This window comes from Paenarthrobacter sp. PPS72 (assembly GCF_048537125.1).
Classification (GTDB): domain Bacteria; phylum Actinomycetota; class Actinomycetes; order Actinomycetales; family Micrococcaceae; genus Arthrobacter; species Arthrobacter nitroguajacolicus_E.
This window is the reverse complement of record NZ_JBLYIE010000019.1, coordinates 48,884-64,287: the sequence shown is the minus strand read 5'-3', so window position 1 is coordinate 64,287 and position 15,404 is coordinate 48,884. Positions and strand designations below refer to the sequence as shown.

Below are 15,404 nucleotides of genomic sequence, written 5' to 3'. Positions count from 1 at the left end.
AGGTACGAGAACGTCGGTTGGAAACGCTGGGTTGCGATAGCTCGATGCAGCTCGTGAACGAGCGCAGTCGGGCACTTAGGGGCAACGAGTGCTCCCGGACCCGCCTTGCTTCGCGACCAAAACTCATCGGCTCAGTCTAGAGGTTCGGCTTGCTGCCGCATCCACTTCAAGCAGTTTACGGTGGCCAGGATTCGGGCGGAAACGACCTGTAGCCAGGAGGGTAGACGTGGGGGTCGTTGAGACTTTGCCCGGAACGCGCCAGATATCCCGTCCAGACGCTCTTCTCATGCTCTGCCAGCAACCAGCTGAGCTCGGGGACGGCATGCGGAACCCGGATCATTCCCAACCTACTTGCCCTTCTTCACGCCCCTCTTAGCCGCAGCATTCATCGCCGACTTCACCGCAGGCGGCAGCCCCGCCGTCTCGGTTTCCGGCTCGGCGACGGTCCCGCGCCAGCGAGCCAGCCCCTTCATGCCGTGGTAGATCACCAGGGCGGCAGCTGACCCGAGTGCGATGCCTGTGAACTTCAACTCGCCGATGGTCCACGTGTAGTCTGCGATCCCAATGATCAGCGCCACGGCAGCCGTGGTCAGGTTGATCGGGTTGGAGAAATTGACCTTGTTCTGCACCCAGATCTTTACGCCGAGCACACCGATCATGCCGTACAGCATGGTCGCGGCGCCGCCCAGGACACCGGCGGGGACGGTGGCGATCAGTTCGCCGAATTTCGGGGAGAAGCTCAGCAGGATGGCGAAGATACCGGCTACCCAGTAGGCCGCCGTCGAATAGACCTTAGTGGCGGCCATGACGCCGATGTTCTCCGCATACGTCGTGGTACCGGAACCGCCGCCGAAGCCGGCAAGTACCGTCGCGGCGCCGTCGGCCATCAGCGCGCGGCCGGAGACGCCGTCGAGGTTCTGGCCCGTCATGGCGGCCACCGACTTTACGTGCCCCACGTTTTCAGCCACCAGCACCAAAACCACGGGTACGAACAACCCCACCACGCCTATGTGGAATTCGGGCGTCTGGAAGAGGGGAAGGCCAATCCACGCGGCGGCGTCCATCTTTTCGTAGGAAACCTCGCCGCGCATCATCGCTACGAGATACCCCACCACGACGCCCACGAGAATGCTGAGGCGCCCAAGGATCCCGCGGAAAAGAACAGAAACCAGGATGATGGTCACCAGCGTGATCAGTGCGGTGACGGGAGCGGCGTCGAAGTTGGCTTTCGCGGCCGGCGCCAAGTTCAGGCCGATCAGCGCCACAATGGCACCGGTGACAATCGGCGGCATGAGCCGGTTGATCCATTCGGCGCCAAACTTCTGGACAACCGCACCAATGAGCGCGAGTACGACGCCGGCAAGCACCACTCCGCCCAAGGCGCCACCGACGCCGTACTGCTCTTGGGACGCTATGATCGGGGCGATGAACGCGAAGCTCGAACCCAGGTAGCTGGGCACGCGGCCCTTGGTGATGACCAGGAACAGCAGCGTGCCGATACCGGAGAAGAGCAGGGTGGTGGCGGGTGGCATGCCGGTGATGATGGGGACCAGGAAGGTCGCACCGAACATGGCCACCACGTGTTGCATGCCGATGCCGATGGTCAGGGGCCACGCGAGCCGCTCGTCGGGAGCCACCACGTGGCCGGGGCGAATGGACTTGCCGTTGCCGTGGAGCTTCCATTTGATGCCGAGCATGCTCATGGCGGGGCCTTCCTCAGAAGAGTATTGGGATTCGGTGCAACATTACCGCCAAATGCCCGCCCGTATGCGGCTGTGTGGGCGGCTTAGCTGGGAACCAGCCCGAACAGGAACTTGGTTTTCACCATCACCCATAGTGTGGCGAGCAAGACGACGTACACTGCCGTGTTCAGCCAGAGGTTCCCGTCCCGCAAGGCGGGGATGTTGGCGATGGCCACAATGAAGAACACGTGCATGATGAAAACGTAAAGAGTGGCTTGGCCCAGAGGTATGAAGAACCAGCCGACAGCACGTGACAGCGGCTTCCAGAAAGCACTCAACAAGGCGTACAAGGCGATGGTGATGAGGAAGACATTCAGCACTCGTCCCGGCCCAAGGTAGGTCCGGCTGAAGAACGTGTCGTAGACGTATCTGAACGTGTTCTCAGGGATAAGCGCGAGCCGGATATCCAGCTGGTTGGTCAAATAGGGGCCGCTCCAGGAGAAGACGGCACAGGCTGCGGCCAGGAAAATACACCCTCCGAGCAGCAGGCGCCGGCGCGGGTCACCAAACCACTCGATGATCTGATGTCTATAGAACCCTGCCGTCATCCCCACAACGAACAGGAGCTGCCACACGAGAAGCGGGAAGGAATCCTCGAACTGTGAGGGCAGCAATCGGAAGCGGAAGATCGATCCTGCCGTGTAGAGGCCGACGCTGAGTGCGAGGACCAGCCACGTGAACCCACGGGAAAGTGCCAAGAGGATCAGCGGGCTGATGAGCAGCAGGACCACATAGAGGCCCATGATGTTGAACTGCCATGGCCCAACCTGCAGCAACAGGAGAGCCGGGATAAGCCCTTGCGGAACGGGGAACTGCAGCAGTCCTTCCATTCCGGCATAGAGGTCGTATGTAGTGCCGGCGGCGGCGCGTCCTGCTCCACCCGTTCCTTGATCCGTGAAGGTGGTGACCGCTGCGGCGTTGACGAAGGGAAGCAAGCTCAGGCCGTAGACGATCAGGACCACGGCGAGGGCTGTGAAATACAACTTCCAGGCACGTTTGGTGGTTCCGTCCACCACATCACCGAGTTCCGTTGCAATGCGCGGCCCGTAAACCATGCCCAAGACCGCTCCGGAGAGCATGACGAACAGCTCCGCCCCGGAAACAACTCCAAGGGTCTCCTGGCTGAGCAGTTGGAAGACGGAGTTGATGCCCACATGGTTGACCACTACGAACACGATTGCCAGCCCGCGGAGCATATCGATCCGCGCATCACGCTTGCCCGTGCCGGTGTAGGACCACTTGCTGGCGAAGGCCCGGGACGACAACAACCACAAAGCTGCGACCGCCACCAACACTGATGCGGCCGAAGCCCATGCAGCCCATCCCTGGATGACTGTGCCGGTCTTGGGCTGTGGTGCCTCAATGCCGGGCACGTTCTCCAGGCCCTTCTCAGTGACAGGTCCAATGGTGAGGCCTGAGGTGTCCAGCGAGGTTCGGAAGGGGTTGGCAAGTGAGGGTTCAGCGGTAGCCCTCCAATCAATGGACACCCCGCCCGGTTGGCGCACATCAGTGGTTTCGTTCCAAACCACTGCCCGGACAGCCCCGTTGCCGGGCTCCGCTACAGAGGCGAAAACCTGGTGCCACCACGTTTCCTTGACATCGAGCTCGGCCGCGCCGCCGGCTCCGGACGAGTAGAAAGCCCCGGTTTCAACCAAGAGGGGCTTGGTGCGTGTTTGGACGTAAGTGCTATAGAAGTTGTCGGTTCCGGTGCCGCTGGAGGTGCCGCTGGAGGTGTCGATGGAGGACCCGCCGCCCGACCCATGGAGGGCGTCATTGAACTCGCCCGCCGCAGGGAGCGTATTGCTCGCCACGCTGGCGCCGGTTGTGTCGTGGTAAACGGACAAGCCAACCCAGTCCACCACGTCATCGCCAGGGTAGTACGGCGCAAACGCGGAATCGTCCTGGTCCCAAATACCGTTCCCGCTGGTGTCCAGCGATGCCAGCGGCACACCCTTGGGAGGGGTGGCCGTAGCGACCTGAAAGGGATAATCCTTCTCTGCAGTCGGGGACCACACCATCACCGGATCCGGAAGGGTGGCCCTGAGTGCTACTGCTACTTTGTCGAAAGCAGCCCGGTAAGCTTCCGGCTCCTGCCCCCAACTGACCCACGGGGCGTTCATTTCCGGTGCGAAGCGGACCAACACTTTCCCGCGGAAGCCGGCTGCCGCCGTCGTGATTTGACGGGCAAAAGCGGACGCGACGTCGTCGTTGATTTCCTTCAGGTCTATGCCGGGGCGGACCGTAAGCAGCGCGTGCGAGCCTTGATCTGCGATCTGGGAGAAGTAGCCCTTCAGGTATTCCCGGCCGCCATCGCCCAAGGGCATCGACACATTCTGGCCGTACAGTGCCGCGGGTGCACCGAGTCGCTGGGAGTAGTCCGCTGCCGAATCCTTATCCCAGTCGAGCAAGGCGCCAAAGAACCGTGTTCCTGGATCTTCGGTACTGGGCTGCTGCTGAAGGGAGCTGGAACTCTGGACCGAGCCCCAAGCCTGCCCGGTGGGCATCAGGAACATCACCAGAAGCATGACGAGAACAGCCAGCGCCCGTTGACGGGCTACTAGGGGAAAGGTAGGCATCAGGCCCCTTCTGGTGTCGTCATTCCCACGGCTGAACGTCCCCAAAGCGGGTAGCAGCTCGTATGCATGATGCTACCGACTTTCGCCCTGTGCCCAACGTCACGGGCCGTCATGGGAAGAGGACAACGGAAGTTGAAGTTGCAACCATGGAAAGCAGAAGTGCCCGGCCGGCTCAGGGCCAGGGCCCAGCGAAAGGTTCACGAAATGACGATCGCCCACGAAGAAGCAGTCATTGACGCCGCAGCAGTCGACGCCATTTTTGCCGAAGCCCGTACCGCCAACAGCTTCGCCGGTGAGGTCACCGACGAGCAGGCCCGCGCCATCTACGAGCTCACCAAGTTCGGCCCCACCGCCTTCAACTCCCAGCCGCTCCGCGTGACCTACGTCCGTTCCGACGAGGCCCGCGCCAAGCTGGTTGACGCCCTCTCCAACGGCAACAAGGCCAAGACCGCCTCCGCCCCGCTGGTGGCCATCCTTTCCTACGACACCGACTGGCACGGTCAGTGGGACAAGTTCCTCCCTGAGTACGGTGCACCCAAGGCCATGTACGACGCCGACCCCGCTTTCGCCGCTGCTACGGGCAACAACAACGCTCATTTGCAGGCTGGCTACTTCATCCTCGCCGTGCGCTCTCTCGGTTTCGCCGCCGGCCCAATGACCGGTGCCGACTTCTCCGCAATCGACGCCGAATTCTTCCCCGCCGGCGACCAGAAGAGCTTCCTCGTGGTCAACATCGGCCAGCCCGGCCCCGACGCCTGGGGCGAAGCCAAGCCGAAGTTCGCTTACGACGACGTTGTTCGCACCGTCTAAGTTTCCGCCGAAACGCCCGCTCACTTTCCTGTGGGCGGGCGTTTTTTGTTTCCGCCGCCCGGACGGTCTATCGGATCCCTCGGGTTTGGGGCCGACGCTCTATCAGATCCCTTGGGTTTGGGGGCGACGCTCTATCAGATCCCTCGGGCTTGAAGTCACTGGGGGTGGGCCGTGAAAAGGAACCAGGAAGTGGGCCGTGATGGAGGCGGCGGGAAATTTATCAAATGATTTGACTAAAGATGTCTCCTCTTTTAGCGTTCGACATGATGCCTCATGCGCGGGGCTAGCGCCTTGATTCCCAATGAGAGCAGAGAGTAGAGACAGTTGAAAGACAAGCAGAGGGCCGGCTATGACGGTCCAAAGATAAGTGTTCAAAATCGGGGAGAGGGTAGCTTCCAGGGCAACACCATCTCTGATCAGTCTGGTGTTCGCACCACCGGAGATCACAGCCCGGTCGTGGCGGGCGACTTGATTATTACTTATGGGGCGGCCGAGGACGGCAAGAAAACTCCGGTCGAATTGCGAAAGAGTCGCGCTAGCTGGGTTACTTCTGATCGCGCCAAATGGTTGGCCTTAGTGGCGACGGTCGTTAGTGCCGCCATGAGCGCATGGACAATCTGGGGTCCCGTTAACTGGAGAGCCTTCGCGTCCGTTGCGGATATTCCGTCCCTTCTGCGTGCTCTGGCTGAAACTTGGGCCTGGGGCTTGTCATTGATCCTTTTGACAGTAATTTCCATCGTCATTTCGGTTAAAAGCTGGAGATTCTTTACCGCCCGGTCTCGTCAGTGGCCCATATATTACCGCCGAAAGTCCTGGCGTCGGGCCCTGATTCCATCTAAAGGCAAGCCCGGCAGCTTTTACCGGGCTAAGCCGGTCGCAGAGTGCATTCCTTGCCGTGAGGATAATCGGCCCGGAGTCAATGCGAAACTTTTCGGTGCCAAGGCTAACCGTGATGGGATAATCCAGTTTCGATGCAAGAACGGACATACTGGCGAATTTCGCGGCCGGTCAGTTTTCGGCCCCTAACAGTTGTGATTGATTGTTGTGATCCGAGAATTGTGCAGAGCCACTATTGCAGACTCGCTCTGAGCTCGGATGTCGATTCGTTGATCGCTCCGGCTGCGTAAGCCCAAGGTGTGGCGCCCTCTACTATCAAGCTCATCGGTCCCGGTCGCAGGTTCTTCAGACTAGCCCGGGCTTGGGATGTGAGTGAGGGTTGCTGGTGGCAAACTATGCCTATGCGGAACCTCATCTGGGTAGCGTTCACGGAGCCGGTCTCACCGGGGATGGTATTTCCGCGCAGTGACTGGCCGCTGCACATCACGCTGTTAAGGTTCGACGTCGGCCCTGACCTGAGTGCCGACGTCGCCGGTGTCCTTGCGGATCTGGGCGAAGCGCCGGTCAAGGGCGCGCTTGGTACCCGGCTCACGGTGGGCGAGGAGGCGGGCTTTGGGCACATGGGGTCCATCCCGGTGAGCCTGATCGAGCACAACCCGCTGCTTCAAGGGCTGCACGAGGAAATTGTGGAGGCGGCAGTCGGCGTGGGAGCCAGGATTGCTACTCCCAACTACGTCCTTGAGAACTACCGGCCGCACATCTCCCACCACGACGGCAAAAGAGCAAAGCACGGAGACGTCGTCGTGCTTGACCAGGTAGCACTGGTGGACATGGCCCCGGAAGGCGACCACACCATCAGGCGCATCCTCAGGCTCTGGACCCATGACGCTGAAACCAATAAGGACGCCGAAAGCAACTGAGGACACGAAAACGGGCCGGGGACACCCGTATCCGAGTGTCGCCAGCCCGTTTGGGTGTCGCTAGTGGGTTAGCGCGGCGTACTAGTTACCCGATGCCGCTACAAGCGCGCCCTGAATCCCCTCGACCAAATGAGCCGCCTGCTGCGAGATCCAATCGTGGGGTTCTTCGGCGCGGGTGGGCCAGCGCTTACCGATGAAGTTCATGGGGTGCAGCACGATATTGCCGATTTGGTGATGAACGGTCACTTCCGTAACGCCGTCCGGATACGTTCCGAGCACCCAGCGAAGCCCCGGAAGCTCACTGATCAAATGATTCCCGAAGGCTGCCCCCATGATGTTGATCATCGGGTTGGGATCGAAGTCCGGCTCATCCTCGCTGTGACCAACAGTCATCTGCCAGAGGGCGTCGATGTACTGGAGGTCTGTGCGGGGCTCAACCTGGTCCGGTCCGTCCACAACTGTGCCAACGTGCTGGAAGGAACGCAGCAGATCCTCGATCCACTGTTCCTCATCCGCGGACAACTCCTCGATAAGTGGTCCAGTCACTACGAGATGACCCCGTCCACCAGCGCCTTGGCCTCTTGCTGCACCTGCGCGAGGTGGTCGGCGCCCTTGAAGGATTCGGCGTAGATCTTATAGACGTCCTCGGTGCCGGAGGGGCGGGCCGCGAACCAGGCGTTCTCTGTGACCACCTTCAGGCCGCCGATTGAGGCGCCGTTGCCGGGAGCCTCGGTGAGCTTGGCCGTGATTTCTTCGCCGGCAAGGGAAGTAGCAGTGACATCGGCGGCGGAGAGCTTGCCCAGCTTGGACTTCTGCTCGCGGGTGGCCGCGGCGTCGATGCGGGCGTACACGGGTGCGCCGAACTGGTCAGTCAGGCCTTTGTACAGCTGCGAAGGAGAGGACCCTGTGACGGCCGTGATCTCGGACGCCAGCAGCGCCAGCAGGATGCCGTCCTTGTCCGTGGTCCACACGCTGCCGTCGAGCTTGTTGAAGGACGCGCCGGCTGACTCTTCGCCACCGAAAGCGCCTTCGCCGGACAGCAGCCCGGGGACGAACCACTTGAAGCCCACGGGAACCTCTACCAGCTTGCGGCCGAGCCCGCCGGCAACGCGGTCAATAATCGACGACGACACAAGGGTCTTGCCCACCACGGACTCCGGGTTCCAGCCACTGCGGTTCCGGTACAGGTAGTCAATGGCGACGGCGAGGTAGTGGTTCGGGTTCATGAGACCACCCACCCCATCAACAAGAGGCGTCACAATGCCGTGGCGGTCAGCATCGGCGTCGTTACCCGTGGCGACGTCGTATGCTGCGGTTCCGTCCGCACCAGGGGTCATGCGCTTGATCAGCGACGCCATGGCCGACGGCGACGAGCAATCCATGCGGATCTTCTCGTCCCAGTCGAGGGTCATGAACGCCCACTGCGGATCGACCGTGGGGTTCACCACCGTGAGGTTGAGCTGGTGGCGCTCGCCGATCTCGCCCCAGTAGTCAACGGATGCGCCACCCATGGGGTCGGCGCCGATGCGGACGCCGGCGTTGCGGATTGCGTCAAGGTTGAGCACCGACGGGAGGTCGTCCACGTAGCTGCTGAGGAAGTCGAACTTGCCGGTGGTGTCAGCGGCGAGGGCATCGTTCAGCGGCATGCGCTTGACGCCCCGAAGTCCGTTTTCGAGGAGTTGGTTGGCGCGGTCGGCGATCCATCCCGTGGCGTCGGTGTCGGCCGGGCCGCCGTGCGGAGGGTTGTATTTGAAGCCACCATCGCCGGGCGGGTTGTGGCTGGGGGTGACCACGATGCCGTCTGCCTGGGGAGTGCCCGGCGCGGCTTCGCGGTTGTACTTGAGGATCGCGTGGCTCAGTGCCGGAGTGGGGGTGTAGCCATGGCGGGCATCCACCAGGACGGTCACGCCGTTGGCGGCCAGTACCTCGAGGGCGGAGTTCTGTGCCGGTTCGCTGAGGGCATGCGTGTCGCGGCCGATGAACAGCGGACCCGTGATGCCCTGACGGCCACGGTATTCAACGATTGCCTGCGTGATCGCGAGGATGTGCGGTTCGTTGAAGGACGCCTTCAAACTGGATCCGCGGTGCCCGGACGTACCAAACGCCACGCGCTGCGCAGGGTCGCCCAAATCCGGAGTTACGTCAAAATACGCGTCCAGCAGGGCTGTGATGTCAACAAGGTCCTGGGGAAGGGCAACTGTGCCCGCTCGGCTAGCCATGGGGTCCAGCATGCCAGACCTCGCGGCCTACTGACACGAAATGTCCGCCGATCCGGCCCCTGTGACGCCGATTGGCGCCAGTACTGCGCCCCCGGAACCCGGTACTGCGCCCCCGGAACGGCCTGAGCGGCAAAGATTCACTTCATGTTCAGGAGTGCCTGCTAGCCAAATAGATCGCCCCGCCCCGGTTCGGAAACCCGCGAAGGACCCAGGGAACCGGGCGAAGCGACAACTGATAAAGCTAGACGGCGGTGTAGCCGCCATCGACGAGTACATACGAGCCGGTCATGAAGCTGGCTTTGTCGGACAGGAGGAACGTGGTGACGTTAGCGATCTCCTCAGCCTGCCCCAAGCGTCCCAGCGGGTGTTTCGCTTCGAGCCCGGAGAAGACTTCCTTCGGCGCGGCGGCCAGCAAGGGAGTGTCGATGTAGCCGGGGCCGATTGCGTTGACGCGAAGTCCCTGGGCTCCGTATTCCGCCGCAGCATTCTTGGTCATGCCCACCACGCCGTGCTTGGCAGCGGTGTACGCGGCGTTGCCGGGTGCTGCGACAGCGCCGTGGATGGAGGCCATGTTCACGATGGCGCCTTCGGACGCGCCTGCGGCAAGGATGGCAGGGACTTGGTAGCGCATTCCGTAGAGGACTCCGCTCAAGTTGATGGCGATGACCCTGTCCCAGTCTTCAATGTCGATTTCACCGACAGGAGCGCTGCCCCCCGCGATGCCGGCGTTGTTGACCGCGTAATTAAGGGCACCGTAGGTCTCCACGGCGAAGTCGACTGCTTTCTTGCTGTCCTCGGCCACCGCTGTGTTGCCTTTGAATGGGACTGCCTTGCCGCCGTCGGCCGTGATTTCCTCGGCCACGCGCGTGGCGGCGTCGAGGTTAACGTCCACCACAACAACGTTGGCGCCGTTCTTCGCGAGGTCCTTGCTGATCGCTTCCCCGAGGCCGGAGCCTCCGCCGGTGACGAGCGCGGTTTTGCCTTCGAAGTTACCCATGATTCCTCCTTCGCGGGACAGGTCCCGCAGATTTCGTTGGTGGGCGCTGCTTGAGCGCTACTTGTGGAAACCGAGTCCAACTAGAAAAAATTCCATGCGTATGCATGAATGTGAGAATCGTCGCAGTGTCGGCCCACGCGCCGAACGCGCGCTACCTTATGCGGCGACCCCGGCGGCGGTAGTGTTGGGATCAAAGACCAGATCCAGGGGGATTCCTATGTCAGACCAGCCATCCAAGGGCAACGAGGACAATCCGGCGGGTTACGAACCGCCGCAGTATGTTCCGCCCGCACAGTTCAGCGCGCCCGAGTCGGGCACGTCCAGCCAGGGGCCCGCCGAGGGTGCGTCCGAGCACGGCGCCAACGCCACCCAGCCGCTCCCGCCCTACGAGCAGGGCGCGCACGGCCAGAACCCGTACACGCAGGATGCCCAGGGTCAGAACGACTTCTACACGCAGCCGCAGCAGCCCGCCGGCGCGTACACGCCCGGCGACTACAGCCAGCAGCCCCCGTCGCCCTACGGCCAGCCGCCCAGCCCGTACCAGCAGCAGGCGTTCAATCAGCAGCCGTACGGACAGCAGCCCTACGGTCAGCCGCAGTCACCGTACGGCCAGCCCGCGTACTACGCCATGCAGGCCGAGCCCAAGGGACTTAGCATCGCCAGCATGTGCTGCGGCATCGCCGTCTACGTCGGCTTCGGTTTCTTCATCCTCCCGCAGATCGCAGCCGTGATCCTGGGCCACCTCGCCCTGAAGCGCGAGCCCGCTGGCAAGGGCATGGCAATCGCCGGCTTGGTGATGGGCTACCTCGGTGTGGCGCTGACGCTGGTCTTCGGCATCATCTTCTTCATCGCCATTGGTGCCTCAAGCAGCAGCAGCTACAACTACTAGAACGCGTACGACGGCGACCCTTGCGTCAGGCGGGAAACTCACCTGACGCAAGGGTCGCCGTCGTTAATGCCCATCCGGGCCACCCTAATTCGCAGGGAACACAGAAACGGACCAGCGCCACCTGGATGTAGGCGGCGCTGGTCCGTTTGCGTGTCGTGAGTCGGGAACCCTTAGCGCACGCCGCCCATCAGCTTCTTGATTGCGGGCGCTGCCGCAGCCAGGCCAACAGCCAGTACCACTGCCACGCCTCCAATGCCCAGGAAGTACGGGAGCTCGTCCTCGGGGTTGTAGAGGCCAGCGAGGATGCCCGCCAACGTGGTGCCGAGCGAGACGGACAGGAAGAACAGTGCCACCATCTGGGTGTGGAACGCCTGAGGGGCGAGCTTGGTGCTCACGGACAGGCCGATGGGGGAGAGGAACAGTTCCGCCAAGGTGAACATGAACAGGATGCCCACCAGTGCCAGCAGCGGGGTTTTGCCCTCGCCGGCCAGGGGGATGAAGGCAAGGAACGCCAGGCCCATGATGAACAGGCCCGCGGAGAACTTCAGCGGTGAACTCGGCTGCTTGGAACCCAGCTTGGTCCACAGGGCAGCCATGACGCCGGCGAAGATGATGATGAATACCGGGTTGATGGACTGGACCCAGGCGGCCGGCATTTCCCAGCCGAACAGGTTACGGTCCAGCTTCTCCTGCGAGTACACGGCGATGAACGTGAACTGCTGCTGGAACAGTGCCCAGAACCCGGCCGATGCGATGAACAGGGGGATGAAGGCGATCACGCGCTTACGCTCCACGCCGGTGACCAGCGGGCTGCGGAAGATCAGGAACAGGTAGACCACTGCGGCGCCGATCGCGGCGTAGGCCATGCTGCTGGCCAGGTTGTTGGCATTGACGATTCCTGTGCCGAGCAGGACGCCGACGACAACCAGGATGGCCAGGAAGATCAGGCCATATTTGGTGCGGTCCTTCGCCGGGAGGGGATTGGGAACGCGGTGTGCTTCCTCCGGAAGGCGCTTGCGGCCCAGGGAGTAGATGACCAGGCCTATCGCCATGCCCACTGCTGCGGCACCGAAGCCGATGTGGAAGCCGTAGCTTGTCTGCAGCCAACCGGTGACCAACGGGCCAATGAGACCGCCGATGTTGATGCCCATGTAGAAGATGGAGAAGCCGGCATCGCGGCGTTCGTCCTTCTCGCCGTACAGGCTGCCCACCAGGGCCGTGGCGTTGGCCTTCAAGCCACCGGAGCCGATGCCAACCAACACCAGGCCCGCGATCAGGCCCGGAATGCCCGGCAGGAGGGCCAGCGCAATGTGGCCGGCCATGATCATGATGGCCGAGCCGAACAGGACCTTTTCGGAGCCGAAGAGACGGTCGGCGAGCCATGCACCGAGGATCGTCGACAGGTAAACGCCGCCACCGTACGCGCCCACCAAACCAGCGGCGAGGCCCTGGTCAATGGAAAGACCGCCCTGCTCGGCGGTGAAGTACATGTAGTAGAGCAGGATTCCCTGCATGCCGTAGAAGGAGAATCGCTCCCACATTTCCACGGAGAAGAGGCTGGCCAACATCTTTGGGTGGCCGAAGAATGACGTATCGCCCGCTGGCTTTGCGGACTCAGCCGTGGTTTGAGGTGTGCTCATTTTCTTAATGCTGGCACTGACTGCGGGCATTGTCACATCGATATATGCCCGGGGCAACCACATTCCATATGCTAGACGCGTATCTCAGCGGGTTTCTAAGGCGGCTGCCAGCTGGAGAAGGAGTAGTTCGGATCCCGGCTTGCCGATCAGCTGTATCCCCATCGGGAGGCCACTCGACGTGGTGTGCACGGGAACGCTGATCGCCGGGAGCCCGCACACGTTCACCATGGAGGACCACGGCGCGTACTGGCACTGCCTTTTGTAGTCCTCATCGGCGTCGCCGGCCCACTCGCTCGGCCACGGCTCGCCGCTGTGGCCTCCGCCCGTGAACCATCCGATCGGCCGCGGTGTCTGCGCCAAGGTGGGCATGAGGATCACGTCCCATCCGGAGTACTGCGTGACGGTATCGTGCTCGAACTGCCGGAGGAAACTCAGGGCTTCATTGACCTTCAACGCGCTCCGCTGTTGCGCCCGACGCCGGAACGTCCGGGTCAGTGGAGTCAGCAACGCCTCGCGCTGGGGTGCTATCCGGGCACTCCCGACGCCGGCAGTCCAGGCTGTGGTGAACGCTTCCGGATAGCGGTTGTCATAGCGGATTTGGGCTTCGCTGACAGTGTGGCCGGCCTTCTGGAGCAGCTTGGTCCCGAGCTCCAGGGCATCCATGGCTTCCGGTTCGATCTGGAACGGATACACGCCGGCCCAAGGGCTGTCCAGGCTCACGCCAATTCTCAGGGGTTCCGGCGCCTGCCCGACGTTGGCGAGGTAACCGCCGTCGGGCGCTTGATCCCGGGGAACCAGCGCGTCCAGCAGCAGCGCCGCATCCGCCGAAGTCCTTGCGAGGGGACCGGCGACCACCAATTTTGCCGCGTCACCCGCGCTTGCCCCGGATGGCACCAGGCCGCGTCCGGGCTTAAGGCCGACCAACCCGCAGGCGCCCGCCGGAATCCGGATGGACCCGCCGCCATCGGTCCCTGGCGCCAAGGGAACAAGACCCGCAGCCACCGCGGCAGCACTTCCACCTGAGGACCCGCCGGAGCTGCGCCCCGGAGCATGCGGATTTCGCGACGGCGGTGCAACGCGGTTTTCGCTGTAGGCGGTGAGTCCGAATTCCGGAACCTGCGTCTTGCCCAGCGAGATGACACCTTGGTTCCTCAACGTAGCCGCGAGAGCTCCGTCCTCCGGTGCAGGCTTGTGCTCGAGGGCTGCGCTGCCGTGCGTGGTGGGCACGCCCGCCACATCGGTAAGGTCCTTGAACGCCGTGGGCATGCCGTGGAGTAGTCCGAGCTCATCTTGCCTGTGCTCACGGAACAGGCGGGCATGCAACTGATCTGCCGCGGCGGCGTCCTTGAGGGCCTGTTCGGCCGTGACGGTGACAAAGGCGCCCAGTTGCTTGTTCCGGGAGCCGATCGCCGATAGGAAATGCGAGGTGGCCTCACGGGCCGAGAGCCCGCCCGAGGCCAAGGCGTCGCGGAGCTCAACAGCCGTCATCTGCGAGACGTCCTGTGCGTAAGGATCAACCAAGGAAACGCGACTCCAACCGTTCCTCCACAGCAACAGCATCCACGCTCTCGCCCGCGCCGGCGGTCACGCGGAAGGCGGCCTTGTTCTTCACCTCGGACACTACCTCTACGAGTTCCGTGCCCCGGTAAACCAGCCCCACGCCGTCGTCCGTGCAGTGCGTCTCACCGAGCGTGCCATTGGCCACCAGCTGATGGATGGCAGGAGCACGCCGCGGTTCAGAGTCATAGTGGACGCCGTTGCCGTAGGGGAGGAAGCCGAGCGCATTGGTGACGGGCTGCAGTTCAGGGCCAAACGAATCCGTCACGCCGCCCCGATACCAGCAGATGGAACCGGCCGAGACGCCGGCCAGCACCACACCGCTATCCCAAGCCTTCCGCAGGACCTTATCCAGTCCGTGGGCCCGCCACACCGCCAGCAGGTTGACCACGGAACCACCGTTCACCCAGACCACATCCTGCTCGCGGAGGTGCGCTTCCGGATCCGGGATATTGGGCATGGTGAAAAGGTTGAGGTGGCTGAAGTCGAACCCCGCAATTCGGGCGGCCTGGTCCATTTCCGCAGCCCACCAGCGCTGGTCACCGGACGCCGTGCCGATATGTGTCACCCGTGGGGCGCGGCCGCTCACGCCGGACAACTCCACGGCGTAGTGCATCAGGTGGTTGAACTCTATCCTGGTGCGGTCGCCCGGCTTGTAGCCGCCGGATGTCGCCAGGATGGTCGCTTGCGCAGCCGGCATGGGGTACTCCTTACGGGCCGATGGTGTGGGAGCGCTTCCCAGTCTGCTTCCGTCCCAGTCTTAACGTCCCGGCGTCGGGAAGCAAGGGAAGGCCGTCCTTGAAGTTACGGTTTCCCTTGAAGTTACGGTGTCAGCCCTCGGGGACTAGGCTGGATGCTGAACTTAATCGATGGGAAGGGACCGCCATGAGCGACTTCGATACCGTACCTGTAGGCGACATTCCGGCAGATGCCAGCATCCTGGACGTCCGCGAAGACTACGAGTGGGTGGCCGGTCACGCCGAGGGCGCACGCCACATCCCCATGGACCAGCTTCCGGCCCGCCTGGACGAACTCGATCCGGACGACGACCTGTTCGTCATCTGCCGCACGGGAGGCCGCTCCTTCCGTGCGGTGCAGTGGCTCGTGGGACAGGGTTACTCCGCCGTGAACGTCGCCGGAGGCATGGACATGTGGTTCGAGGCCGGTAAGGCGATGGTTTCTGACAACGGGCTGAAGCCTGTAGTCCTCTAACCCGC

The 15,404-nt window shown here is 62.7% G+C and carries 12 protein-coding genes; 4 read left to right on the top strand and 8 right to left on the bottom strand.

All coding sequences use genetic code 11. The annotated features are described in order from the left end of the window. Positions 1–347: 347 nt before the first annotated feature. Together ACLRGI_RS09385 and opgC are read right to left on the bottom strand one after the other, a co-directional pair. The gene (locus ACLRGI_RS09385) at positions 348–1,703 is read right to left on the bottom strand and encodes a uracil-xanthine permease family protein (protein ID WP_419201400.1); all 1,356 of its coding nucleotides are present in this window, start codon (positions 1,701–1,703) and stop codon (positions 348–350) included. An 83-nt stretch (positions 1,704–1,786) separates the two neighbouring features. Next, complete coding sequence (opgC, locus tag ACLRGI_RS09380; RefSeq protein WP_419201399.1) at positions 1,787–4,318, bottom strand: OpgC domain-containing protein; 2,532 nt, start codon at positions 4,316–4,318, stop codon at positions 1,787–1,789. Between the two features lie 204 nt (positions 4,319–4,522). Between opgC and ACLRGI_RS09375 the strand changes: the two genes are divergently transcribed. Together ACLRGI_RS09375 and ACLRGI_RS09370 are read left to right on the top strand one after the other, a co-directional pair. After that, positions 4,523–5,128 (top strand): malonic semialdehyde reductase, encoded by a 606-nt coding sequence (locus ACLRGI_RS09375; RefSeq protein ID WP_419201398.1) that lies wholly within the window; start codon positions 4,523–4,525, stop codon positions 5,126–5,128. 1,238 nt (positions 5,129–6,366) lie between these two features. Continuing rightward, a complete protein-coding gene (locus tag ACLRGI_RS09370; RefSeq protein WP_419201397.1) occupies positions 6,367–6,885 on the top strand; it encodes a 2'-5' RNA ligase family protein in 519 nt (172 codons plus the stop codon). Positions 6,886–6,966: 81 nt separating this feature from the next. On the opposite strand, the gene ACLRGI_RS09365 is transcribed toward ACLRGI_RS09370, so the two are convergent. The 3 genes from ACLRGI_RS09365 to ACLRGI_RS09355 form a co-directional block, all read right to left on the bottom strand. Further along, on the bottom strand, positions 6,967–7,431 hold the full coding sequence (locus ACLRGI_RS09365; RefSeq protein WP_419201396.1) for a DUF3806 domain-containing protein: 465 nt from the start codon (positions 7,429–7,431) through the stop codon (positions 6,967–6,969). Beyond that, positions 7,431–9,104, bottom strand: a complete 1,674-nt coding sequence (pgm, locus tag ACLRGI_RS09360; protein ID WP_419201395.1) for a phosphoglucomutase (alpha-D-glucose-1,6-bisphosphate-dependent) — start codon at positions 9,102–9,104, stop codon at positions 7,431–7,433. The genes ACLRGI_RS09365 and pgm overlap by 1 nt, the downstream gene beginning before the upstream one ends. A gap of 241 nt (positions 9,105–9,345) precedes the next feature. Next, the gene (locus ACLRGI_RS09355; RefSeq protein WP_419201394.1) at positions 9,346–10,101 is read right to left on the bottom strand and encodes an SDR family NAD(P)-dependent oxidoreductase; all 756 of its coding nucleotides are present in this window, start codon (positions 10,099–10,101) and stop codon (positions 9,346–9,348) included. Between the two features lie 217 nt (positions 10,102–10,318). Between ACLRGI_RS09355 and ACLRGI_RS09350 the strand changes: the two genes are divergently transcribed. Beyond that, a complete protein-coding gene (locus tag ACLRGI_RS09350; protein WP_419201393.1) occupies positions 10,319–10,990 on the top strand; it encodes a DUF4190 domain-containing protein in 672 nt (223 codons plus the stop codon). A gap of 170 nt (positions 10,991–11,160) precedes the next feature. Here the strand turns inward: ACLRGI_RS09350 and ACLRGI_RS09345 are convergent, their stop codons facing one another. The 3 genes from ACLRGI_RS09345 to ACLRGI_RS09335 are packed head-to-tail and all read right to left on the bottom strand — an operon-like array spanning position 11,161 to position 14,887. Next, complete coding sequence (locus ACLRGI_RS09345; RefSeq protein ID WP_419201392.1) at positions 11,161–12,660, bottom strand: peptide MFS transporter; 1,500 nt, start codon at positions 12,658–12,660, stop codon at positions 11,161–11,163. A 54-nt stretch (positions 12,661–12,714) separates the two neighbouring features. Further along, positions 12,715–14,151, bottom strand: a complete 1,437-nt coding sequence (locus ACLRGI_RS09340) for an amidase (protein WP_419201391.1) — start codon at positions 14,149–14,151, stop codon at positions 12,715–12,717. Continuing rightward, positions 14,144–14,887, bottom strand: a complete 744-nt coding sequence (locus tag ACLRGI_RS09335) for a Type 1 glutamine amidotransferase-like domain-containing protein (RefSeq protein WP_419201390.1) — start codon at positions 14,885–14,887, stop codon at positions 14,144–14,146. The genes ACLRGI_RS09340 and ACLRGI_RS09335 overlap by 8 nt, the downstream gene beginning before the upstream one ends. 185 nt (positions 14,888–15,072) lie before the next feature. On the opposite strand from ACLRGI_RS09335, the gene ACLRGI_RS09330 reads away from it, so the two are divergent. Next, positions 15,073–15,399, top strand: coding sequence for a rhodanese-like domain-containing protein (locus ACLRGI_RS09330; protein WP_419201389.1), 327 nt, complete (start codon positions 15,073–15,075; stop codon positions 15,397–15,399). Positions 15,400–15,404: the final 5 nt, after the last annotated feature.

What these genes read in the sequence shown, in the direction of transcription:
- ACLRGI_RS09385 (WP_419201400.1), bottom strand. Translation starts at nt 1,703, where the DNA reads ATGAGCATGCTCGGCATCAAATGGAAGCTCCACGGCAACGGCAAGTCC.
- opgC (WP_419201399.1), bottom strand. Translation starts at nt 4,318, where the DNA reads ATGCCTACCTTTCCCCTAGTAGCCCGTCAACGGGCGCTGGCTGTTCTC.
- ACLRGI_RS09375 (WP_419201398.1), top strand. Translation starts at nt 4,523, where the DNA reads ATGACGATCGCCCACGAAGAAGCAGTCATTGACGCCGCAGCAGTCGAC.
- ACLRGI_RS09370 (WP_419201397.1), top strand. Translation starts at nt 6,367, where the DNA reads ATGCGGAACCTCATCTGGGTAGCGTTCACGGAGCCGGTCTCACCGGGG.
- pgm (WP_419201395.1), bottom strand. Translation starts at nt 9,104, where the DNA reads ATGGCTAGCCGAGCGGGCACAGTTGCCCTTCCCCAGGACCTTGTTGAC.
- ACLRGI_RS09355 (WP_419201394.1), bottom strand. Translation starts at nt 10,101, where the DNA reads ATGGGTAACTTCGAAGGCAAAACCGCGCTCGTCACCGGCGGAGGCTCC.
- ACLRGI_RS09350 (WP_419201393.1), top strand. Translation starts at nt 10,319, where the DNA reads ATGTCAGACCAGCCATCCAAGGGCAACGAGGACAATCCGGCGGGTTAC.
- ACLRGI_RS09345 (WP_419201392.1), bottom strand. Translation starts at nt 12,660, where the DNA reads ATGCCCGCAGTCAGTGCCAGCATTAAGAAAATGAGCACACCTCAAACC.
- ACLRGI_RS09335 (WP_419201390.1), bottom strand. Translation starts at nt 14,887, where the DNA reads ATGCCGGCTGCGCAAGCGACCATCCTGGCGACATCCGGCGGCTACAAG.
- ACLRGI_RS09330 (WP_419201389.1), top strand. Translation starts at nt 15,073, where the DNA reads ATGAGCGACTTCGATACCGTACCTGTAGGCGACATTCCGGCAGATGCC.